The sequence below is a fragment of the Rhizobium sp. TRM96647 genome, assembly GCF_025780115.1.
Classification (GTDB): Bacteria; Pseudomonadota; Alphaproteobacteria; order Rhizobiales; family Rhizobiaceae; genus Mycoplana.
In genome coordinates, this window is sequence record NZ_JAOXHF010000005.1 from 134,074 (window position 1) to 156,676 (window position 22,603).

20 protein-coding genes are annotated in these 22,603 nt (G+C 67.4%); 14 read left to right on the plus strand and 6 right to left on the minus strand.

Annotation, left to right across the window (positions count from 1 at the left end):
• Window positions 1-9 precede the first annotated feature (9 nt).
• The 7 genes from OCK02_RS11210 (at window position 10) to OCK02_RS11240 (ending at window position 7,330) form a co-directional block, all read left to right on the plus strand.
• Window positions 10-450: a helix-turn-helix domain-containing protein gene (locus OCK02_RS11210; RefSeq protein ID WP_263813134.1), complete on the plus strand. Its 441-nt coding sequence runs from the start codon at window positions 10-12 to the stop codon at window positions 448-450.
• Entirely contained in the window at window positions 437-859 is a 423-nt protein-coding gene (locus OCK02_RS11215; RefSeq protein WP_263813135.1) for a type II toxin-antitoxin system VapC family toxin, read from the plus strand. The genes OCK02_RS11210 and OCK02_RS11215 overlap by 14 nt, the downstream gene beginning before the upstream one ends.
• 32 nt (window positions 860-891) lie before the next feature.
• Window positions 892-2,280, plus strand: a complete 1,389-nt coding sequence (locus OCK02_RS11220) for an aldehyde dehydrogenase family protein (RefSeq protein WP_263813137.1) — start codon at window positions 892-894, stop codon at window positions 2,278-2,280.
• Window positions 2,277-3,422 carry an iron-containing alcohol dehydrogenase gene (locus OCK02_RS11225; RefSeq protein WP_263813138.1) on the plus strand — a complete coding sequence of 382 codons (1,146 nt, stop codon included), beginning with the start codon at window positions 2,277-2,279 and terminating at the stop codon, window positions 3,420-3,422. Before OCK02_RS11220 ends, OCK02_RS11225 begins: the two co-directional genes overlap by 4 nt.
• 389 nt (window positions 3,423-3,811) lie before the next feature.
• Window positions 3,812-4,588: a ParA family protein gene (locus OCK02_RS11230; protein ID WP_263813139.1), complete on the plus strand. Its 777-nt coding sequence runs from the start codon at window positions 3,812-3,814 to the stop codon at window positions 4,586-4,588.
• A gap of 167 nt (window positions 4,589-4,755) precedes the next feature.
• Window positions 4,756-5,475: a ParA family protein gene (locus tag OCK02_RS11235; protein WP_230804690.1), complete on the plus strand. Its 720-nt coding sequence runs from the start codon at window positions 4,756-4,758 to the stop codon at window positions 5,473-5,475.
• Between the two features lie 331 nt (window positions 5,476-5,806).
• Window positions 5,807-7,330 (plus strand): methyl-accepting chemotaxis protein, encoded by a 1,524-nt coding sequence (locus OCK02_RS11240; protein ID WP_263813140.1) that lies wholly within the window; start codon window positions 5,807-5,809, stop codon window positions 7,328-7,330.
• Between the two features lie 12 nt (window positions 7,331-7,342).
• Here the strand turns inward: OCK02_RS11240 and OCK02_RS11245 are convergent, their stop codons facing one another.
• On the minus strand, window positions 7,343-8,752 hold the full coding sequence (locus OCK02_RS11245) for an MFS transporter (protein WP_263813141.1): 1,410 nt from the start codon (window positions 8,750-8,752) through the stop codon (window positions 7,343-7,345).
• Window positions 8,753-8,820: 68 nt separating this feature from the next.
• On the opposite strand from OCK02_RS11245, the gene OCK02_RS11250 reads away from it, so the two are divergent.
• Window positions 8,821-9,258 carry a helix-turn-helix domain-containing protein gene (locus OCK02_RS11250; protein WP_263813142.1) on the plus strand — a complete coding sequence of 146 codons (438 nt, stop codon included), beginning with the start codon at window positions 8,821-8,823 and terminating at the stop codon, window positions 9,256-9,258.
• Window positions 9,259-9,360: 102 nt separating this feature from the next.
• On the opposite strand, the gene OCK02_RS11255 is transcribed toward OCK02_RS11250, so the two are convergent.
• Window positions 9,361-10,701: a L,D-transpeptidase family protein gene (locus tag OCK02_RS11255; protein ID WP_412178816.1), complete on the minus strand. Its 1,341-nt coding sequence runs from the start codon at window positions 10,699-10,701 to the stop codon at window positions 9,361-9,363.
• Window positions 10,702-11,109: 408 nt separating this feature from the next.
• On the opposite strand from OCK02_RS11255, the gene OCK02_RS11260 reads away from it, so the two are divergent.
• Together OCK02_RS11260 and OCK02_RS11265 are read left to right on the plus strand one after the other, a co-directional pair.
• Complete coding sequence (locus OCK02_RS11260) at window positions 11,110-11,964, plus strand: DUF4432 family protein (protein WP_263813144.1); 855 nt, start codon at window positions 11,110-11,112, stop codon at window positions 11,962-11,964.
• 107 nt (window positions 11,965-12,071) lie between these two features.
• Complete coding sequence (locus OCK02_RS11265; RefSeq protein WP_263813145.1) at window positions 12,072-12,410, plus strand: TIGR01244 family sulfur transferase; 339 nt, start codon at window positions 12,072-12,074, stop codon at window positions 12,408-12,410.
• A gap of 158 nt (window positions 12,411-12,568) precedes the next feature.
• On the opposite strand, the gene OCK02_RS11270 is transcribed toward OCK02_RS11265, so the two are convergent.
• The 4 genes from OCK02_RS11270 to OCK02_RS11285 all read right to left on the minus strand — a co-directional run bounded on the left by OCK02_RS11270 (window position 12,569) and on the right by OCK02_RS11285 (window position 17,507).
• On the minus strand, window positions 12,569-14,254 hold the full coding sequence (locus OCK02_RS11270) for a thiamine pyrophosphate-binding protein (RefSeq protein WP_263813146.1): 1,686 nt from the start codon (window positions 14,252-14,254) through the stop codon (window positions 12,569-12,571).
• Complete coding sequence (locus OCK02_RS11275) at window positions 14,251-15,447, minus strand: CaiB/BaiF CoA transferase family protein (RefSeq protein ID WP_263813147.1); 1,197 nt, start codon at window positions 15,445-15,447, stop codon at window positions 14,251-14,253. Before OCK02_RS11275 ends, OCK02_RS11270 begins: the two co-directional genes overlap by 4 nt.
• Before the next feature lie 157 nt (window positions 15,448-15,604).
• Complete coding sequence (locus OCK02_RS11280; RefSeq protein WP_263813148.1) at window positions 15,605-16,558, minus strand: DMT family transporter; 954 nt, start codon at window positions 16,556-16,558, stop codon at window positions 15,605-15,607.
• A 7-nt stretch (window positions 16,559-16,565) separates the two neighbouring features.
• Entirely contained in the window at window positions 16,566-17,507 is a 942-nt protein-coding gene (locus OCK02_RS11285; RefSeq protein ID WP_263813149.1) for an alpha/beta fold hydrolase, read from the minus strand.
• 191 nt (window positions 17,508-17,698) lie between these two features.
• Here OCK02_RS11285 and OCK02_RS11290 point away from each other — a divergent pair, with 191 nt between their 5' ends.
• The 4 genes from OCK02_RS11290 (at window position 17,699) to metF (ending at window position 22,486) form a co-directional block, all read left to right on the plus strand.
• Window positions 17,699-18,451 carry a ribonuclease T2 family protein gene (locus tag OCK02_RS11290; protein WP_263813150.1) on the plus strand — a complete coding sequence of 251 codons (753 nt, stop codon included), beginning with the start codon at window positions 17,699-17,701 and terminating at the stop codon, window positions 18,449-18,451.
• Between the two features lie 241 nt (window positions 18,452-18,692).
• Window positions 18,693-20,342 (plus strand): energy-dependent translational throttle protein EttA, encoded by a 1,650-nt coding sequence (gene ettA, locus OCK02_RS11295; RefSeq protein WP_230804711.1) that lies wholly within the window; start codon window positions 18,693-18,695, stop codon window positions 20,340-20,342.
• 196 nt (window positions 20,343-20,538) lie between these two features.
• Window positions 20,539-21,537 carry an ArsR/SmtB family transcription factor gene (locus tag OCK02_RS11300; RefSeq protein WP_230805610.1) on the plus strand — a complete coding sequence of 333 codons (999 nt, stop codon included), beginning with the start codon at window positions 20,539-20,541 and terminating at the stop codon, window positions 21,535-21,537.
• A 1-nt stretch (window position 21,538) separates the two neighbouring features.
• Window positions 21,539-22,486, plus strand: coding sequence for a methylenetetrahydrofolate reductase [NAD(P)H] (gene metF / locus OCK02_RS11305; RefSeq protein ID WP_263813151.1), 948 nt, complete (start codon window positions 21,539-21,541; stop codon window positions 22,484-22,486).
• Window positions 22,487-22,603: the final 117 nt, after the last annotated feature.

Genomic DNA, 22,603 nt, shown 5'->3' on the forward strand with positions numbered 1-22,603 from the left:
GGTAGCCTCATGATCGACAGTGCGTGGTTTTATCAGCAGCTCGAGAAGGACGGCCGGTCGCTGCGCGCGATGGCGCGGGCGCTCGGGCTCGATCCCAGCTCGGTGTCGCGCATGCTGCGCGGCGAGCGGAAGATGACGGCGGACGAGCAGGACGGCATCGCCGCCTATTTCGGCGTGTCGCTTCTCGACGTCGCGGCGCGGCGACGCGGGGAGGGGCGCGGCTTTGCCGAGGAAGGGCAGGAGGTGTTCAAGACGGATGCGGATCGCAACTCGGCGTCCGTGTCGGAAGGCGGAGGCGCGGTCGGCGGGAAGGCTGGACATGCCGCGGCGACGGACAATTTTTACGACCGGGTACGGGGGTGCATGAAGGGAACGGTGACGATCGCACCGGGCGTCGACCTGACTGAGCCAACGGATCCGGAATGGGCAAAGGTCTATGACGACGACTGAACGGTATCTGTTGGATACCTGCGCGCTCATCTACATAGCCCATGACGTAGCGATTTCAGAGCGTGCGATGGCCATGCTGCGGGCGACGCCTGCGTTGGATAATTGCGTCCTCGTGTCTGCTTTTTCTGCCTGGGAGATCGGCATGCTGGTGGCCAAGGGCCGGTTGAACATCACGAAGCCGCCCTTGATTTGGTTTCAGGAGGCGGCTCACAGGATGGCGGCCGGCGTTCTCGAGGCCACGCCGGACATCCTCGTCGCCGCGTCCTTCCTGCCAGAGCCGCTGCATGGCGATCCGGCGGACCGGATCCTGATCGCGACGGCGCGCGAGCACGATTTGACGATCATCACCCGCGACCGGGCCGTCCTGGCCTATGGTGCGGCGGGACATGTGAAGGTGTTGGCCTGCTAGGCGGAGGCGCCCGGAGGCCCAAGGAGAAGACAATGACGCAAGTGATCAAATGCATTTCGCCCGTCGACGGCTCGGTCTACGCCGAGCGGCCGGCGATGCCGCTGGAGGCGGCGAAGGACGTCGTCGCGCGGGCGCGCAAGGCGCAGAAGGCCTGGGCGCGGCAGCCGCTGGAGGACCGCGTCCAGCTCGTCCTCAAGGGGGTCGCCCGGCTGAACGAGATGGCCGACGAGGTGGTGCCCGAGCTCGCCTGGCAGATGGGCCGGCCGGTCCGCTATGGCGGCGAATTCAAGGGCTTCAACGAGCGCTCCAACTATGTGGCCGATATCGCGGCGTCCTCGCTGGCGCCGCTGGTGATCGAGGACAGCGAGCGCTTCGAGCGCCGCATCGAGCGCGAGCCGCACGGCGTGGTCTTCGTCATCGCGCCGTGGAACTATCCCTACATGACGGCGATCAACACGGTCGCGCCGGCGCTGATGGCCGGCAACACCGTCATCATCAAGCATGCCGCGCAGACGCTGCTGGTCGGCGAGCGCATGGTGCGCGCCTTCGTCGAGGCCGGCGTTCCCGAGGACGTGTTCCAGAACATTTTCCTCGATCACGACACGACCTCGGCGCTGATCGCGGCGAAGAGCTTCGACTTCGTCAATTTCACCGGCTCGGTCGAGGGCGGACGCGCGATCGAGCGCGCGGCAGCCGGCACGTTCACCCCGCTCGGGCTCGAACTCGGCGGCAAGGATCCGGGCTATGTGATGGCGGATGCCGATCTGGATGCTGCCGTCGACACGCTGATGGACGGCGCGACCTACAATTCCGGCCAGTGCTGCTGCGGCATCGAGCGCATCTACGTCAACGAGAAGCTCTACGACGCCTTCGTCGAGAAGTCGGTCGCCTGGGTTTCCAACTACAGGCTCGGCAACCCGCTCGACCAGGAGACGACGCTCGGGCCGATGGCCAACAAGCGCTTTGCCGCCACCGTGCGAGCACAGGTCGCCGACGCGGTCTCGCGCGGCGCCAGGGCGCTGATCGATCCGAAGCTGTTTCCCGCCGATGACGGCGGGGCCTATCTCGCCCCCCAGGTGCTCGTCGACGTCGACCATTCGATGGAGTTCATGACGGAGGAGACGTTCGGCCCGGCGGTCGGCATCATGAAGGTCAGAAGCGACGAGGAAGCGCTCGGCCTGATGAACGACTGCAAATACGGCCTGACGGCGTCGCTCTGGACGAAGGATGCCGACCGGGCGGCCCGGATCGGCCGTGACCTCGAGACCGGCACCGTGTTCATGAACCGCGCCGACTACCTCGATCCGGCGCTGTGCTGGACCGGCGTGAAGGAGACCGGCCGTGGCGGCTCGCTCTCCGTCATCGGCTTCCACAACCTCACCCGCCCTAAATCCTATCACCTCAGGAAAGCACTCGCATGACCATCACCGCCAACTGGAGCTACCCGACCGCCATCAAGTTCGGGGCAGGGCGCATCAAGGAACTCGCCGACCATTGCAAGGCGGCCGGCATGAAGAAGCCGCTGCTCGTCACCGACCGCGGGCTCGCGCCGATGGCGATCACGCAGAACGCGCTCGACGTCCTGGAGGCTGCCGGGCTCGGGCGGGCGATCTTCGCCGAGGTCGACCCGAACCCGAACGACGCCAATCTCGAGGCCGGGGTGAAGGCGTTCCGCGCGGGCGGCCATGACGGCGTCGTCGCCTTCGGCGGCGGCTCCGGCCTCGATCTCGGCAAGGCGGTCGCCTTCATGGTCGGTCAGACGCGGCCGGTCTGGGACTTCGAGGACGTCGGCGACTGGTGGACGCGCGCCTCGGTCGAGGGCATCGCTCCGATCGTGGCCGTGCCGACGACGGCCGGCACCGGCTCCGAGGTCGGCCGCGCCTCGGTCATCACCAATTCCGAGACCCATACGAAGAAGGTGATCTTCCATCCGAAATTCCTGCCGGCGGTGACGATCTGCGACCCGGAACTGACGGTCGGCATGCCGAAGGTGATCACGGCCGGCACCGGCATGGACGCGTTCGCCCATTGCCTGGAGGCCTATTCCTCGCCCTTCTACCATCCGATGAGCCAGGGGATCGCGCTGGAGGGTATGCGGCTGGTGAAGGAGTACCTGCCGCGCGCCTACAACGACGGAACCGACATCGAGGCGCGCGCCAACATGATGTCGGCGGCCGCCATGGGCGCGGTCGCCTTCCAGAAGGGTCTCGGCGCCATCCACTCGCTGTCGCATCCGGTGGGCGCCATCTACAACACCCACCACGGCATGACCAATGCGGTGGTCATGCCGCCGGTGCTCCGCTTCAACCGTCCGGCGATCGAGGACAGGATCGCCGCCGCCGCCGCCTATCTCGGCATTGCCGGCGGCTTCGACGGCTTCTACGACTACGTGCTGGAACTGCGCAGCGAACTCGGCGTGCCGGACAAGCTCGCAGCGCTCGGCGTCGGCACCGATCGGATCGATGAGATGGCGGCGATGGCGATCGTCGACCCGACTGCCGGCGGCAATCCGGTTGAACTGACGCTGGACGCGGCAAAGACGCTGTTTGTCGAGTGCATCTGAAACGTATCGATTGCACATTTCCGTCCTCCAGAACCCGGCGCCCTTGCGTCGGGTTCTGTTGACTACAGCCCCACTCTTTGCCGGGCGCTCCCCTTTCTCCCGTCCGTCCAGTAGTGCCGCGTCTGCGAGGCGAAAGAATCTTTTGCGCGCAAGGACTTGCACACTCTGGATGCCGGCTCGGCGGCCGGCATCACGGTTCCTTCAGGTGGCCCGTTCGAGGAGGAGGGCACCTGGATTTCCAGATCCCGCCTGCAGCGACGACATTTCCGCGGGGCGCGCTGTTGTCACCGGTCTGTCACAATTCGTAGCGTTCCGGCACGAATCGGAGTGATTCCTTAACGTTCTTCATGAAAGCTCGTGGCGGCCTGCATGCGGGATTTGGGAGACCAATGGCAGTCATAGCAGTTGCAAACGCGAAGGGTGGATCCGGCAAGACGACGGCGGTGGCGCTGCTGGCGACGGAACTCGCCCGGTCGGGCGCAGAGGTGGTCGTTCTCGACTGCGATCCGCTCGGCCTTGCGGCGGACTGGGCGGGCCGGTGCGGCCCGGAGTGCGGCATCGTCGCCATTGCCGACATCACCGCCGGCACGCTCGCCGATCACCTGCGGCGGCTGAACAGGCCGGATCGCCACATCATCGCCGACCTCTCCGGTGCGCGGGACACGCTGATGGCGCTGGCGCTCGGGCTTTGCGACCTTGCGCTGATCCCGGTGCAGGGCAGCGCGCTCGATGCCCGGGGCGCCATCCAGGTGCTGGAACTGATCCAGTGCATCGAGGCGAATGCCCGCGCGAACATCAACCGCGCCGTTGTGCTGTCGCGCGTCAATCCGCTGGTGGCGACGCGATCGCTGCGCACCGTGCGCGACCTGCTCCTCTTGCGCGGCATGGCGATGATCGAGACGCCCGTGGTCGAACGGGCGGCCTATCGCGCGATGTTCGAGCGGCCGGGGACGCTCTATACGCTCGACGAGCGCCAGGTGCCCAATCTCGGCCGGGCGCAGGCGAACATGCAGGCCTTTGCACGTGACGTGATGGCGCGCATCGACCACGGCGGGCGGGATGCGCACGGCCCGTTCGCGTCCCTGTGCTACCAGCACGGCCTCGCGGCGGAAGAGCCGTGCGCGAACGACGACCGGCCGGTGCGCCGGATCTTCCAGGGGAATTGAACGGCTTTTCGCAGGGGCAGGGGACGGTTTGCCGGGACCGTTTGCGGAGCCCGCGTTTGCAATTCGTTAACCATGTTCTGAAAGGTTGGTTAACAAGGCGCCATTCCCGCTTCGCGCCCGTCAAAGAGCGATGAGGGGCTCGTGCCGCCGACCATGAGGAATTTGAAATGCCAGTCATAACATTCGCCAATGCCAAGGGCGGAGCGGGGAAGACCACCGCAGCGCTGATTCTTGCGACGGAGCTGGCGGCCCAGGGCCATCGCATCACCATTCTCGATGCCGATCCCCAGCGCTGGATCACCAGCTGGCACGAACTCTCCGGCGTCCAGCGCAACCTGTCGGTCATCTCCGAAGTCTCGATGGGGTCGCTGCAGTCGCATATCCGCGAGAACCGCGACCAGACGGACTATTTCATCATCGACCTGGCCGGCGCGCGCGACGCGCTGGTGGCGACCGCGATCGGGCTGTCCGACCATGTGATGATCCCGATCCAGGGCTGCGCGATGGATGCGCGCGGCGGCGCGCAGATCCTCGAACTCCTGCAGCAGCTCGACAAGCGCGCCGGCGTGCGCGTTGCCCATTCGGTCGTCCTGACCCGGATGAGCGCGGTGGTGACCACCCGCGCCATGGCGGCGATCAAGCAACTTTTGTCCGAGCGTGGCGTCGCCGTTCTCGACACACCGATCGCCGAGCGCGTCGCCTTCCGCGACATCTTCGATTGCGGCGGCACGCTGCGGACGATGGATCCGCAGCGCATCTCCAATCTCGACAAGGCGCGCGAGAACGCCCGGCTCTTCGCCGAGGAGGTCCTGCGCCTCGTTCCGGTCCGTCGCGGCGCGCTTGCGGCATGTCGCAGCGCGCTCGAGACCCGGGTCCGCGCGGCCTGAGGGGCGCTCCCCGGCCGAGGTCGGCGTCTTTCGTCCTGCAAGCCTCCGCTGCGTGCGCACCGGAGGCATTGCGCCTGCGCGACCGAACCGAGCGCAGGCCGGCCACGACGAAAGCCCGGCGTCCCGGCTCTGCCAAAAATGGCATTTCATAACCAAGCATTTACCACGTGTGGCGTTAGATGACGGCAGCCACTTCGAGGCGCGGGCGTGTGGCCCGTTCCGGGCGCCATGACCGGCGCGATTGCTCACGAAGCTCCCCCCGGAGCGCTACAGGGCCGTTCACGAAGATCGCCGACCTCCCGCAAACTGCCCCGATGGCATGGAAATTCCGATGAGCGCTGCATCCCCGACCTCAAGCAACAACACCGATCTCGCCCGCCGTCTCGACTATCTCGGGATCGACGCCAGGGCCTTGAACAACCTGCGCTCCCTGAAGCCGCTGCTTGAGGGCGAACTCGCGCCGGCGCTCGATCGCTTCTACGGCGTGGTGCGCAACAGCCCGGAGGTCAACCATCTCTTCTCCAGCGACGCCCACATGGCCGGCGCGAAGAAGGCGCAACTCGGCCACTGGGCCAACATCTGGAACGGCGACTTCGGCTCCGACTATGCCGACAAGGTGCTGACGATCGGAAAGGTCCACGCGCGGATCGGCCTGGAGCCACGCTGGTACATCGGCGGCTATGCGCTGATCGTCGAGCATTTGCTGGCGGCGGCCCTGAAGGAGATGTGGCCGAAGCCGGGCCTGTTCTCCCGTGCCGAATACGGCGCAGACGAGGTGGCGCAGAAGCTCGCCTGCCTGGTCAAGGCCGTCTTCCTCGACATGGACTTGTCGATCTCCGTCTACATGGACGCCTCCGACACCAGCAAGCAGCAGGCGGTGCAGGAGCGTGCGGTGGCGGCCGAGCGCGAGATCGTCGGCCGGAATTTCGGCGCGGCGCTGAAGCGGATCTCCGAAGGCGACCTGACCGTGCGGATCGACGGCGCGCTGCCGGAGGCCTACGAGACGCTGCGGCAGGACTTCAACCACGCCGTCTCCGCCCTGTCGCAGGCGATCGGCGGCATCCATACGGGCGTGGGCTCGATCAATGTCAGCGTCCAGGAGATCGCGGCGGCTTCGGACGACCTCGCCAGGCGCACCGAACGGCAGGCGGCCAATCTCGAGGAGACCGCGGCCGCCGTCGAGGAGGTGACCACGACGGTGAGCCAGACGGCCAGGAGCGCCGACGACGCCAATGCGCTGGTGACGGCTGCGCGCGGAAATGCCGAGCGCAGCGGCGAGGTGGTCGCGCAGGCGATCGCCGCGATGGAGGATATCCAGCAGTCTTCGGCGAGCATCGCCAGCATCATCGAGGTCATCGACGAGATCGCCTTCCAGACCAACCTTCTGGCGCTGAACGCCGGCATCGAGGCGGCGCGGGCCGGCGAGGCCGGGCGGGGGTTTGCCGTCGTCGCCTCGGAGGTACGAGCCCTGGCGCAGCGCTGCGCCGATGCCGCCAAGGACATCCAGAACCTGATCGCCAAGTCGCACGGACAGGTGGAAGGCGGGGTCCGCTCGGTCAACGAGGTCGCCCAGTCGCTCCGCCAGATCGTGGCGCAGGTGGTCGAGGTCAGCTCCGTCTTCGCGGCGATCCGCGCCAGCACGGCCGAGCAGGCGACGGGCCTGCAGGCGGTCAACCAGGCGATCGGCGCCATGGACCAGATCACCCAGCAGAACGCCTCGATGGTCGAGCAGGCCAATGCGGCCAGCCAGGCGCTTTCCAAGGATGCGGCCACCATCGCGGAGCGGCTGAGCGCGTTCCGCACCAGCGGGCAGGCGGCCGCCGCACCGGCCGCAGGCTACGTCCGCGCGGCCTGAGAGGCCGGCGGGTTACAGCGCCTCGGCCCGCTCCTGTGGCGCCGACCGGCCGAGGAGCGCGAGGGCGAGGGCGGCGAGGGGCAGGCCGGCTGCGACGAGGAAGGTCGTGGTGAAGGCGCGGGCGACGATCTCCGGTGCGGTTGCAGCGAGGTCTCCCGACCCGACCGCGGTGGCGAACAGCGTCGCCATCACCGAGGCGCCGGTCATGAAGCCGAGGTTTCGCGACAGGCCGAGCAGTCCGGACAGGAGCCCGCGCTGCTCGTCGCGCGCCGCATTCATCACGGCGGTGTTGTTCGCCGCGAGGAACAGCTGGAAGCCGGGCGTCAGCACGATGAGCGCGGCGACATAGCCCATGACGCCGAGGGTGCGGGGCAGGAGCGCCAGGCAGGCAAGGCCGAGGGTCGTCTCGACGAGGCCGACGACCAGCACGGGGCGGGCGCCGAAGCGGTCGGTGAGACGCCCGGCGAAGATGCCGGAAAAGGCCGCCGTCACCGGGCCGACCGCCATGACGAGGCCGACCAGCGCCTCGTTCAGGCCGAGGCCGAAGGACAGGAAGAACGGTCCCACTACCAGGGTTGCCATCATCACGGTCGCGGCCAGAAGGCTCATGGCCAGCGCCGTTCCGGTCGCCCGGTCGCGCAGGATCGACACCGGCACCAGCGGTGAGGCGGAGCGGGCCTCGACGATGACGAAGGACGCAAGCGCAAGGGCGGCGCCGGTCAGAAGCAGGGTCGCGCCGGCCGTCGCTCCCGCCTTTCCCCCCGCCGTCGCGAGCGCATAAAGGGTCAGGGTCAGCGCCAGCAGGGCGGCGCCCGGCCAGTCCATCCGTCCGTCCGGCCTGCGTGCGGCGGGCATCTGCGGGATCGTGCGCGCGGCAAGGCCGAGCACCACGATGCCGGCCGTGGCCAGCGCCACGAAGGCCGCGCGCCAGCCGAAGCCGGAGACCAGCATGCCGCCCACTGACGGCCCGAGCGCGGTGCCGATCGCCGACATCGTGCCGAGCAGCCCCATCGCCGATCCGGTGCGCTCCCGCGGGACCGTCTCGCGGATGAGCGAGACCGGCAGCGCCATCAGGATGGCGCCGCCGATCCCCTGGGCGATCCGGCCGGCAATCAGGACGTCGAGCGTGGGCGCCGCCGCGCACAGGACGGAAGCTGCGGCAAAGACGGAGAGCCCCGCGAGCAGCACCCGACGGTGACCGAGGAGATCGCCGAACCGCCCCGCCAGCACGATGGCGACCGTGGCTGCGACGAGATAGGCGAGGATGACCCAGCGGACGGCGGAGATGGGTGCGGAGAAGTCCCGCGCCAGGGCCGGAAGGGCGATGGTGGCGATGCTGATGCCCAGCGACGACAGCAGCATCGCCCCTGCAAGGGCCGTCAGTGCAGGCGGTGTCGCCTTCATTCGATTGATGGCTTTCATGGCAGTTCCTCTTGTTGGAGTTTCGGGTGGCTGCTACTCTGCCACTTCAAGTCAACTTGAGGTCAAGCATGAAACTTCTCGACATCGGCGTGCTATCGGAAAGAAGCGGCGTGCCGCCTTCGACGCTGCGCTACTACGAGGAAATCGGGCTGATCGTCTCGCTCGGGCGGCACGGGCTGCGACGCCAGTACGGGCCGGAGGCGCTGACCCAGCTGGCGCTGATATCGCTCGGCAAGACGGCGGGGTTCAGCCTGGACGAGATCAGGGGCGTGTTCGGCAGGGACGGGGTTGCCGAACTGCCCCGCGCGGCCCTTCATGCGCGGGCGGACAAGCTCGAGATCCAGATCCGCAAGCTGATGACGCTGAAGGACGCGCTGCGGCACGTGGCCGAGTGCCCGGCGGAAAGCCATATGGAATGCCCGAAATTCCGCAGGCTCCTGCGCGCGGCGTCCCGTTCGCGCCAGCCGCAGCGCAGGTCTGCCGGCTTCCGCGCCGACCGGGCATAGAGATCCAGGGTATCGAGTGCCTGCGACGGCCTTCGCCGGCCCGGAAAAACATCCGGCGTGGCGCGCCGGCGTGCCGCTTCATGGCGGCCAGCCGGCCTGCGGTCAGTCGACGAATTCGACCGTGACGCCCTTCGAGGTCATCTTGGCGAGTTCGGTGGCGTCCCAGTTGGTCAGGCGGATGCAGCCGTGGCTCTGGGTCTTGCCGATCTTGGACGGCTCGGGGGTGCCGTGGATGCCGTAGGTCGGCTTCGACAGCGCGATCCAGATGGTGCCGACGGGGCCGTTCGGGCCGGGCTGCAGGGTCAGCACCCTGTCGTTCTCGCCCTGCTGGAAGTTGATCTTCGGATTGTAGGTATAGTTCGGATTGAAGGCGATCCGCTCCACCGTCACCGTGCCGGAGGGGGACGGGGTGTCGGACGAGCCGATGCTGGCCGGGTAGGCGGCGATCAGGGCGCCCATGTCGTCATAGGCAAGCACCTGCTTGCGGCCCTTGTCGGCGATGATGCGGGCGACCTTGCCCTTCTTCGGTTCGCCGACGTTGATCACCTTGATGATCGTGCCGGGAATGGTGAAGTCCACGCCCGGGTTCATCTCCTTCAGGTAGTTCTCGTCCATGTGGAAGCGCTCGGCCAGCGCCTCGCTCGTGGACGTATAGGAGAGCGCGGGGAGGGCTGCCTTGTGGGCGTAGTCGTCGGGGATCGACGCCACGTAGGGGCCTGCGGCATCGGCCGCGGTGATCTCGTAGGTGGTGAAGGGCATGCCGCCGTTCAGGTGCAGCCGTTCGACGATCGAATCGGTGTCGTTGGGATCGAGCGTCTCGCCGTTGGCGAGTTGCCAGGCCTCGATCGCCTTGGTCACGTTGGAACCCTTCTTGCCGTCGATCACGCCGGGCGAGAAGCCCTCGCGGTCGAGGAAGACCTGCAGGGCCGTCACTTCGGCCGAGGATTTCTTGCCGATCGCGGTTGCCGGCGGAAACTGCGGGCCGGGCACGAATTCCTGCCCGTCCATCGGCGCCTCGGGCAGGGCGGCCATGTCGTCCATGCCAAATCCCTGTCCAAAACCCTGTCCATACCCTTGCGGCGGCTGTTCCGGATAGGCTTCGCCCGGCATCGGCTGGGGGAGGTCGGACCGGTCGACGGCGCCCGGCGCCCGGTCGCGGTAGTCGGGCACGGCCCCCGTCGTCACGTCGTCGTCGAAGCCGCCCGGCGCGGGCGGGAAATAGTCCGGCGAGGTTTCCGGATAGCCCTCGACCTGCCGGTAGCGGTTGCGGCGCATGTCGCGCCGGTCGTAGCCGGAATAGTCGCGCTGGATCTGCATTTCGGTGGCGACCAGGTTTCCCCAGGCATCGATATAGATCCGGCGGCCCTGGCGGTCGCGCGCGGCGCGCACGCTGCCGTCGGCGGGGATATAGTCGAGGAAATCGCCCTGCGGGGTCACCAGCACCGTCCGCCCGTCCCCGCCGCCTTGGAACGTCTGCGCGCCCGCCGGCGCGGCAGCCAGCAGTGCCGTCAGGGTGAGCAGGGAAATACTTGTTTTCAAAACGGAATTCACGGGTTCAACCTGTCGTCAGCGCTAAGTTTCGGACGTGGCACTCAATTTCGACGTTAATATGGAAAATGTGAAACGATGGTTAAAGGATCGCTAACCGCCGCCTCTCGCGTTCTCCACGGCCGGCCTACGGGGTCCCGCCCGCCGCACCGGTCGACAGCATAACGCCCGGGGATTTCTCCGGTTCCGCAGCCTTTGCAAGCAGTTACCTGGTTCATGCGGCACTGGAGCGGCCGCCGAAACCAGTATCGGAATCTCCGGGCCTCGGTTAGCATCGCATGAAAGACGATTCCCGGAGAAGACATGACCCTCGCCCTGACCGCCGAGAACGGAGCGCACAGCTTCGACATCGCGCTTGATTCGCAGTCCGCGCTCGACCTCAGAGACGCGATCTTTTTCGGCATAAACCTGGCGCCGGGCACGGCGATCCCCTCGGATGGAGACCCGCGCATCGACCGGGCGCTGCCGGGCTTCATGTTCACCTGCGGACCGGACCATATCCGCCACCCGGAGCCGGTGGAGGGCGGGGCTGCGGGACAGCGCTATCCGCTGCACGGCTCGCTCTCTTCCCATCCCGCCACCGACATCCTCTACGAGGAGGACGATGGCGAGGTGGTCTGCTCGGCGCGCGTCCCGGTGTCGCTCGCAAACGGGGAGAGCGCTGAGATGAAGCGGCTCTGGCGGGCCGACCGCAAGACCGGCCACATCACGCTCGACGACGTCGTGACCAATACCGGCGCGCGGCCCTGGCCGCCGGTTGCGATGTACCACATCAATTTCAACACGCGGCTGTTCGACGCGGGTACGCGGCTGACCGGCGCGATGATCGAGGGTGGCAGCCTGCCCTGGCGCTTCGGCGAGGGCGACATGACGATCTTCTGCGTCCCCGCGAAGGAGACGTCGCAGCACGGCTGGGCGGACGTCGCGATCGGCCCGATCGCAGCACTCGGCGGACGCACCCTGCGTGTGCGCTTTCGCACCGATACGCTTTCGCACTTGCAGGTCTGGCGCAACCAGTCGCCCGGCTGCCATGTGCTCGGGATCGAGCCGGTCTCGCACCGGCTGGCCGGCCGGGCGGACCTGATCGCGTCCGGCGAGATGGCGGATTTCGCGCCCGGCGAAGCGGTCAGCTACGGCCTGTCCTTCGAGCTCAGGTAGCGGGCCCGTCACGCCGCTGTCGCCTTCTGTCGTCTTGCCCGGCGATTGACGCCCGGCACCGCGCGGCCTACACCGGAGCCAGCAATTTTTTCCGAAGGGTTCGCATCATGGATATCCGCCCGATCAACGACGAATACTCGGTCTCCGGCCAGATCGCAGTCGACGAACTGGACGAGATCAAGGCGATGGGGTTCAAGTCGATCGTCTGCCACCGGCCGGACCACGAGAGCCCGGACCAGCCGGAGTTCGCCGCGATCGCGGCGCGTGCGAAGGAACTCGGGCTGGAGGTCCGGCACATCCCGGTCGGCCCGATGGGCGTCACCGCCGACGCCGTCACCGCCATGGTCGATGCGCTCGACGAACTGCCGCGGCCGATGCTCGGCTATTGCCGCTCGGGCGCCCGCTCGACCAACATCTACGGCCAGACCCAGCACCTGCGCGGCTGAGCTTCGACAAGCCGAACATTGCGTCGCGCCATTGCCGCGGCCGTCATGCCTGGTCCCGAGCCGGGCATCCGACCACGGGACCCGCCATCTCAGCGTCCTGATCCGGAGGCTAACGGCTGTCGAGCAGCGCCCGACAGCCGCAACGTCTCTATCCCCGCCTATTTGCCATCCCGGATCTGCGACAGCGTGCGTGCGGGCGTGATCGCCTCCGGGTCGAGCCTGACCTCGACGATCGCGGGCTTGCCGCTTGCACGGGCGCGCAGATAGGCGGGGGCGAATTCCTCTGTTCTCGATACCGTCTCGCCATGGCCGCCATAGGAGGCCGCAAGGGCCGCGAAATCCGGATTGGTCAACCCGGTGGCGCTGACGCGGCCGGGATATTCGCGTTCCTGGTGCATGCGGATCGTGCCGTACATGCCGTTATTCACCACGATCGCGATGATCGGCAGGCCATAGCGGACGGCGGTGGCGAACTCCTGGCCATGCATGAGGAAGCAGCCGTCGCCGGCAAAGCAGACCACCTCCCGCTCCGGAAAGAGCTGCTTGGCGGCCACGGCTGCCGGCAGGCCGTAGCCCATCGAGCCGGAAGTGGGGGCGGCCTGCGTGGCGAAGCGGCGGAAGCGGTGGAAGCGGTGCAGCCAGGTGGCATAGTTGCCGGCGCCGTTGGTGAAGATCGCGTCCTGCGGGACGTTCTCCTCGATCCAGGCCATGATCGGACCCATGTGGACGTCGCCGGGACCGGCGGCGGGCGGCGTCGACCAGGCCCGGTAGGCGGCATGCATCGTCTTCGTCCGGTCTGCCCAGCGGGGCGGGACGGTGGGCGAAAGTCCCGCCAATGCGTCCACGAAATCCGCCGGGCTGGCGCAGATCGCGAGATCGGGGCGATAGACGCGGCCGAGTTCGGATGGGTCGGGATGGACGTGGACGAAGGTCTGCTGCGGGTAGGGGCTGTCGACCAGCGTATAGCCGGAAGACGGCATCTCGGAATAGCGGCCGCCCAGCATGAGCACGAGATCGGCGTTGCGGATCTCCCTCGCCAGCGCCGGATTGATGCCGATGCCGGAATCGCCGGCATAGTTCGGATGCAGGTGATCGAACAGCATCTGCCGCCGGAACGAGCAGGCGACGGGCAGCGACCAGCGTTCCGCGAAGGAAGCGATGCCTGAGACGCTCTCCTCGTCCCAGCGCGTGCCGCCGAGGATGACGATCGGCCGCTCGGCCTTTTCCAGAAGCGCCGTCAGGCGGGCGACCTGCGCCGGACCCGGATGGGCCTCGACGGGAACGTAGGGCTTTGCCGCCACAGCCTCGACCGTGTCGGTCAGCATGTCCTCCGGCAACGCCAGCACGACCGGGCCCGGCCGCCCGGACGTTGCCACCGCGAAGGCGCGGGTGACGAACTCGGGAATGCGCCTGGCATCGTCGATCTCGGCCACCCACTTGGCGACCTCGGTGAAGGCGCGGCGGTATTCGATCTCCTGGAAGGCCTCGCGCTCGCGCGCCTCGCGCTGGACCTGCCCGATGAACAGGATCATCGGGATCGAATCCTGCCGGGCGATATGCAGGCCGGCCGAGGCGTTGGTGGCGCCCGGGCCGCGGGTGACCATGCAGATGCCCGGCTCGCCGGTCAGCCGGCCCCAGCAGTCGGCCATCATCGCCGCCCCGCCTTCCTGGCGGCAGACGAGCACGTCGACGTCGGTGTCATGCAGCGCATCGAGCACCGCAAGGTAGCTCTCGCCGGGAACGCAGGCGACGCGCTTCACGCCGTTGGCGACGAGCGCGTCGACGATGAGTTGTCCGCCGGTCCTGCCTTCTTGCGGGGCAGGCCCTGCCTCTTGCTGCGTCATGCGGATTTCCTTTCTGCTTCGATGCTTTCCAGCTCTGCCAGGATCTCGTTCGTGTGTTCGCCGAGCCGCGGGCTCGGATGCTCGTAGACCAGCGGCGTCTCGGAGAAGACGATCGGCGTGCGCACGCCGGGGATCCGGTTTCCGTCGCGGTCGGCAAGGTCGAGACGCAGGCCGCGGGCCTTGACCTGCGGGTCGTCGAAGGTCTCGGCAATCGAATTGATCGGCCCGGCGGGCACGCCGTTCTCCTCGCAGGCCGCCAGCAGCGCCGCTTTGCCCCACTGCCGGCTGCGCTCCAGGATCAGCGGGCGCAGCGCGTCGCGATGCCTGACGCGCGAGCGGTTGGTGGCGAAGCGCTCGTCGGCGGCAGGCCCGTCGAGGCCGAGGATGGCGCAGAGACGCTGGAACTGGCCGTCATTGCCGACGGCGAGGATCATGTACCCGTCCGCCGTCTCGATCACCTCGTAGGGGGTGATGTTGGGATGGGCGTTGCCGAGCCGGGTGGGGGCCGTGCCGGAGACGAGATAGTTCATGTTCTGGTTGGCCATGACCGCGGACTGGACGTCGAGCAGCGCCATGTCGATCTGCTGGCCCTTGCCGGTGCGCAGCGCATGGATGAGGGCCGCCTGGATCGCGGTCACGGCATAGATGCCGGTGAAGATGTCGGCAATGGCGACGCCCGCCTTCATCGGCTCGCCGTCGGCAGCACCGGTCACCGACATGAAGCCGGACATGCCCTGGACGATGTAGTCGTAGCCGGCGCGGGCGGCATAGGGCCCGTCCTGGCCGAAACCGGTGATGGAGCAATAGACGAGTTTGGGATTGTCGGCTGCGAGGCTCTCATAGTCGAGGCCGTATTTCTTCAGCCCGCCGACCTTGAAGTTCTCGATGACGATATCGGCCGCGCGCACCAGCCGCCGGACGATCGAAAGGCCTTCCTCGGAACGAAAATCGGCGGTGATCGAGCGCTTGTTGCGGTTGGTCGAATGATAGTAGGCCGCCGAGAGGTTCTCGCCGTCGCTGCCTGTGACGAAGGGCGGGCCCCAGGCGCGGGTGTCGTCGCCGCCGTCGGGGTTTTCGACCTTGATCACGTCGGCACCGAGATCGGCCAGCATCTGGCCGGCCCAGGGACCGGCGAGGACGCGCGCAAGCTCGATAACGCGGATGCCGGAAAGCGGCAGGTTCTTCTCGTCCATCGGTATCCTCCTTGCCGTCGCCGCCGTCCTTTTCGGATTCTTCATTGCGACGCAGGACGTCTGGATAACAAAAAGGCCGGCGCGGAGATAGCACCAAGGCCGCATGGGTTGATGAGCCCTGGGACTTACCCCTTGGCTTTGCGCAATTTTTTCGTCCTCAGGCGAGCGGCGGCAGCGGGGGAAGCGTGGCGCGCCTGCGCAGCTTGTGCTCGCGCCAGATCACGTAGAGGCCGGAGCCGATGATGATCGAGATGCCGAGCCATTTCAGCGGATCGGGCAGGTGGCCGAACACCCACCAGCCGAGTGCCGTGGCCGAGACGATCTCGAGATACTGCAGCGGCGCCAGCACGGAGGCCGGGGCATTGCGGTAGGCATAGGCGCCGAAAATGCCGGAAATGGTCGCGGCGATGCCGGCGCCGACGATATAGTACGCCGCATCGCCCTGCGGCAGGACGGGCATGAAGGCGGGCCAGCCGAGCGAGCCGCCGACGAGAAGGGCGAGGCCGGCGAAGCCCGCGCCCCACAGGCCGGTGTGAAGCTGCATGGACCAGGGATCCTCGCTCTGCGCGGCGAGCCGGGTGATGAGCAGGTAGACCGCCAGGGCGAAGGCCGAGACGATCGGCAACAGTGCGACGAGGCCTACTTCCTGCAGGCTCGGCTGGATGACGAGCAGCGCGCCGAGGAAGCCCACGGCGCAGGCGGTATAGCGCCGCCAGCCGATCGTCTCCTTCAGGAAGATCGCGCCGAGGATCGTCAGGATGATCGGTTCGACGAAGAAGATCGCCAGCGCGTCGGCAACCTCCATGACGGCAAGTGCCGTGACGAAGCTGATCATGACGATCGCCGTCATCAGGCCGCGCACCGCATGCAGCGCCACCTTCCGGCGGGTGAGGTCGAACAGCGTGCCGCGCCAGAGCACGATTGGCACCAGCGTCAGCGTCTGGAACAGGAAGCGGCAGAGCGTGATCACCGTGGCGGGGACGTCGACCACCGCCAGCTTGGAGAAGATGTCGATCACCGGCGCGATCAGTACGGAGACGACCATCAGCGCCAGGCCGATGCCGACTTCGTTGCGGGGGGCGATTTTCGGCGATGCCGGATGGGTGGTCATGTCTTCGTTACCGGTTCTGGCGCGCGACCCTCTGGCACCAGCGGCAGAAGTCCTCGAGGGGACCTTCGCGCAGGTCCCGCCGCTCCAGCAGGGTTTCATGGCGCAGACCGCGATAGACGACGCCGGTCACGTCGGCAAGGCCTCTCTTCTTCAGCCGCTTGGCCATCCAGGTGACGGCGCGGCCGAAATCCGTCGCCGGGTCCTCGTCGCCGCCGACGAGATGGACGGGCAGGGCGCGGGGCAGGCGGTCGATGCGCGCGGGCGATGCGGCCTCGTAGGTCATGGCGAAGATGTCGCGCCAGAGCGAGACGCTGGCGTCGAAGCCGCACAGCGGGTCGGCGACGTAGCGCGCCACCTCGGTCTCGTCATGCGACAGCCAGTCGAAGTCCGTCCGCCGGTCCGGGATCGTCTTCGACCAGGCGCCGAAGGTGAGTTGCGGCAGCAGCGTGCTCGGCACGTCGGATCCCTTCAGCATGCGCTCGGCGCGCAGGATCGCCTGTGCGGCGCGGCCGGCCAGCCCGGGGGCGAGGTTGGAATTCCAGACCGCCAGCGCATCGATCTTGCCGGGGTGGGCCTCGGCGAAGGACAGCGCGAGGAGCCCGCCCATCGAATGGCCGAACTGGATGACCGGCAGGCCGGGGTGGCGGCCGGCGGCCATTTCGCGAACGGCCAGCATGTCCTCCACCGCGATCCGGTGGCCGTCGCGCCCGGCGAAGCGGCCAAGCGGCGCGTCGGGCGCTGTCGTCCGGCCATGGCCGCGATGGTCGTGTGCATAGACGTGGAAGCCTGCCGCCGCGAGGTGTTCGGCGACGGCGCCGTATCGCCCGGAATGTTCGGCCAGGCCGTGGCTGACCAGCACGATGCCCACAGGCGCGATGGAGGCCGCCGCGTGGCGCAGGGCGAGGCGGGCGCCGGTCGGGCTCTGGAGCGGCGGCATCTCGGAAAACATCGTGGGCGGGTCTCCGGCGGATCGGGCGTCGACGGCCATGAAATCGATTTCTCTTGGAAAAGCAATCACATCGCCGGGAGAGGCCATCTGGCAAAGAGCGATCGGGAAAGTCTGTAAAATTCCAGGTTGCATTTTTCGCGCTTGTGTTGATTAATGTTTCTGTTTTGTTCTTGTTGGGGAGTGTCGCCATGATGTCGAGACTTGCATGCCATCTCGCCGCCTTCGCGCTTGTCGTTGGAGCCTTCGTATCGTCGGCGCTTGCTGTGACGCTGCCGGAGCAGCCCGCGAGCGAGACCAGCGGGGACGGGACGACGCGCCATGTCCTGGCGCTGACGTGGCAGCCGGGGTTCTGCCTCACCCGGCCCACGCTGGCCGAATGCGCCCCGGAAGGGCAGGGAGCGGTGTCGGCAAAGCTGAGTCTGCACGGGCTGTGGCAGGTGCGCAAGAGCTACTGCGGCATCGATGCGGAGCTGAAGCGACGCGACCGTTCCGGGCGATGGAGCGACCTGCCGGAACTTGTCCTCGCCGAGCGGACGGCGAAGCGGCTGTCCGTGGCCATGCCCGGTACGGCCTCCGGTCTCGACCGCCACCAGTGGCTGATGAACGGCACCTGCCACGCGGCCACTGCGGAGGACTATTATGGCCGCTCGCTCGACTTTCTGGACACGGTCAACGGGTCGGCCGTCGGCGCGTTCTTCGCGGCGCATGCGGGCGAGACGGTGACGATGGCCGCCGTCGCCGCCGTCTTCGACAGCGCCTTCGGCAGGGGCGCGGGCGAGCGGATCCGCCTGCGATGCCGGCCCGTCGACGGCCAGGCCGTCGTGACCGGATTGACGATCGGGCTCTCGGCGGCGGACGGCGACCTGCGTTCGCTGATCCAGGGCGCTTCGGTCACGAAATCGGAGTGCGACGCGGGCCTGCTGGCGCCGGCCGATGCCCGATGAACCGCAGGTCAGGCGGCGGGAGACACCCGCCGGGGCTTCCCCGGCGCCCGTTCCTGTCGGTACGCCCCGTTCCGGCGCCGGGCTGTCTCGGCTGCGGCCCGGCCGGTTGCGTTCGACAAGGCGGATGGCCGGTCCGGCAAAGACGGGCAAATCGGCTCGCAGGCGCGGTCGCCGCATTGCCGCTGGCGGGGAATTCGCCTACATAGCGGGCAAATTTCTTCCGATGCGGAGTACACGCGGTATGGCACGTCAGTTCATCTATCACATGTCGGGGCTCAACAAGGCCTATGGCAACAAGAAGATCCTCGAAAACATCCACCTGTCCTTCTATCCGGACGCCAAGATCGGCATCCTCGGTCCGAACGGCGCGGGCAAGTCGACCGTGCTGAAGATCATGGCCGGCCTGGACAAGGAATGGACGGGCGAGGCCTGGCTCGCCGACGGCGCGAGCCTCGGCTACCTGCCGCAGGAGCCGCAGCTCGACGCGTCGAAGACCGTCATGGAGAACGTGATGGAAGGGGTGGCCGACAAGAAGGCGATCCTCGACCGCTACAACGAACTGATGATGAACTATTCAGACGAAACGGCCGAAGAGGGCGCCAAGCTGCAGGACATCATCGACAGCCAGAACCTCTGGGACCTCGAGAGCCAGGTGGAGATGGCGATGGACGCGCTGCGCTGCCCGCCGGGCGACGCGGCAGTGGACAACCTCTCGGGCGGCGAGAAGCGCCGCGTCGCGCTCTGCCAGCTTCTGCTGCGCCAGCCCGACCTCCTGCTCCTCGACGAACCGACCAACCATCTCGACGCCGAGACGATCGCCTGGCTGGAAAAGCACTTGCGCGAATATCCGGGCGCGATCCTGATGGTCACCCACGACCGCTACTTCCTCGACAACGTCACCGGCTGGATCCTCGAGCTCGACCGCGGCCGCGGCATCCCCTACGAGGGCAACTATTCCGCCTATCTGCAGGCCAAGGCCAAGCGCATGGCGCAGGAGGAGCGCGAGGAAGGCGCCCGCCAGAAGGCCCTGTCGCGCGAACAGGAATGGATCGCGTCCTCGCCGAAGGCCCGCCAGGCCAAGTCGAAGGCGCGTATCCGCGCCTATGACGAACTGGTGGCGGCTGCCGAGAACCGTCGTCCCGGCGAGGCGCAGATCATCATCCCGGTCGGCGAGCGCCTCGGCCAGGTGGTCATCGAGGCGGAGAACCTGACGAAGTCCTATGGCGACCGGGTGCTGTTCGAGAACCTCACCTTCAAGCTGCCGCCGGGCGGGATCGTCGGCGTCATCGGCCCGAACGGCGCCGGCAAGTCGACGCTGTTCAAGCTGATCACCGGGCAGGAGACGCCAGACAGCGGCGACATCCGCGTCGGCGAGACGGTCGATCTCGGCTATGTCGACCAGAGCCGCGATTCACTCGCCGGCGACAAGACCGTGTGGGAGGAGATCTCCGGCGGCAACGACGTGATCAAGCTCGGCAAGTACGAGATGAATTCGCGCGCCTATTGCGGCGCCTTCAACTTCAAGGGCGGCGACCAGCAGCAGAAGGTCGGCACGCTGTCCGGCGGCCAGCGCAACCGCGTGCATCTCGCCAAGATGCTGAAGGCCGGCGGCAACGTCATCCTGCTCGACGAACCGACCAACGACCTCGACACCGAGACGCTGGGCGCGCTCGAGGATGCGCTGGAAAACTTCGCCGGCTGCGCTGTCATCATCAGCCACGACCGCATGTTCCTCGACCGGCTGGCGACCCATATCCTCGCCTTCGAGGGCGACAGTCGCGTCGAATGGTTCGAGGGTAACTTCGAGGACTACGAGCAGGACAAGATCCGCCGCCTCGGTCCGGAGTCGGTCAATCCGAAGCGCGTCACCTACAAGCGCCTGACGCGCTGACCCGTCGTCCGTCACTGCCGTTCATCGGGCGCAGCATGCAGGCCGCATGCTGCGCCCGATGCGTTTTCGGACGAAGGTTTCCGGAGGCGATCGTCGCGGAATTGGCCCCGCGCAAAGATTACGGCTTGCGCTATTCTAAATCATGACATAAACATATCTTTATATCTTGATTGGCGCGGGTGGGCACGTGACGAAACTGGGCTTGGACGACATTGTAGAGGTTCTGAAGACCGCTGGCGAATCGACCCGGCTGAGGCTGCTGGCGCTGCTTTCCCGCGGCGACCTGACCGTGACCGACCTGACGGACATTCTCGGCCAGTCGCAGCCGCGCATTTCGCGCCACCTGAAGCTTCTCGCCGAGGCAGCGCTGATCGAGCGCTACCAGGAGGGCGCCTGGGCCTACTTCCGGCTCGCCCATGACGGCGCCGCGGTCGCGCTGGCGCGGCTGCTGCTGGAGCGGACCGATGCGGCCGATCCCGTCTTCAAGCGCGACGCCGAGCGGCTGGACGTGCTGAAGCGGGCGCGGGCGGAGAAAGCGCAGGCCTATTTCAGCCGCAACGCCGCCGAGTGGGACGAACTGCGCCGGCTGCATGTCAGCGAGGCGGAGGTGGAGGCGGCCCTGCTCGAGCTCATCGGCGAGGAGCCGGTAGAGGCGTTTCTCGATCTCGGCACCGGCACCGGCCGCATCCTGCAGCTTTTCGAGGGCCTGTACCGGCGCGGCGTCGGCGTCGACGCCAGCCGCGACATGCTGGCGGTGGCGCGTGCCAACCTCGACCGTGCCGGCATCACCAAGGCCTCCATCCGCCATGGCGACATCTTCAACCTGCCGCTCGAGCGCGACGAGTTCGACGTGGTGACGATCCACCAGGTGCTGCATTTCCTCGACGAGCCGAGCTCGGCGATCGCGGAGGCCGCGCGGATGCTGAAGCCGGCTGGCCGGCTGGTCATCATCGATCTTGCGCCGCACGGGCTGGAGCACCTGCGCGACGAGCACGCCCATCTGCGCCTGGGCTTCTCGCACCAGCAGATGCAGGAGTGGCTGGAGCAGGCCGGACTGTCGCCGGAACAAGCCATCGACCTGAGGCCTGCGGGCGCGGGGCCCGATGCGCTGACGGTGACGATCTGGCTGGCACGGGACCAGCGCGTCGCGGCGGACCATGCCGAACCCCTCATCGCCATCGGCCGGAGACACTGACATGACGATCGCCACGAACGCCGCTTCCAGGACCCCTGTCCCCAGCAACGGCGGCCGCAGCAGGGCCCCGAAGCTCTCCTTCGAGTTCTTCCCGCCCAGGAGCGACGAGGCCGAGAAGCAGCTCGGCGAGACGATCGCGGAACTGGCCGCCTATGCGCCGGAATTCGTCTCCGTCACCTATGGCGCCGGCGGCTCCACCCGCGGGCCGACGCTTTCCACCGTGTCGCGGATCCTGCGCGAGACCGCGCTTCCGGCCGCAGCACACCTGACCTGCGTCGGCGCCACGAAGGCCGAGGTCGCAGCCGTGGTCGAGGAGTTCCGTGCCGTGGGCGTCCGCCATTTCGTGGCCCTGCGCGGGGATCCCGCCGGTGGCATCGGCGCCGCCTACGTGCCGTCGCCGGGCGGCTATGCCAACGCCGCCGAACTGGTCGCGGGCCTGAAGACGATCGCCGACTTCGAGATCTCCGTGTCGGCCTATCCGGAGAAGCATCCCGAAAGCCGCGACGTCGCAGCCGATATAGACATGCTCAAGCGCAAGGTCGACGCCGGCGCTGCGCGCGCCCTGACCCAGTTCTTCTTCGACAACGATCACTATGCCCGCTATCTCGACCGCGTGCGCGCGGTCGGCATCGAGATCCCGGTCGTGCCCGGCATCCTGCCGGTCCACAATCTCGGCCAGGTGCAGAGGTTCGCCGGGCTCTGCGGGGCAAGCGTGCCGCAGTGGCTGGCCGATCGCCTCGATCCGCTTGCCGATCGTCCCGAAGAGCGGACCAAGGTGGCGATCGAACTTGCCGCGCGGCAGGTGGACGGCCTGATCGCGCTCGGCGTCGAGGAGTTTCACTTCTACACGATGAACCGCTCCGCGCTGGTGTCGGCGGTTCTCGACAGCACCGGCTTCGAACGCGGCGACGCCGTCAAGCGGGTGAGGGCGGAAGGCGCGGCTGCCTGAGCGCACCTGTCGCCGGCGCCGGTCATGACCGGCAACGAAAAAACGCATGGCACTGTGGGCCATGCGTTTTCCAGAAATAGTCTCTGCGTTTTTTGGTCCTAGAGGACTACGCTGCCG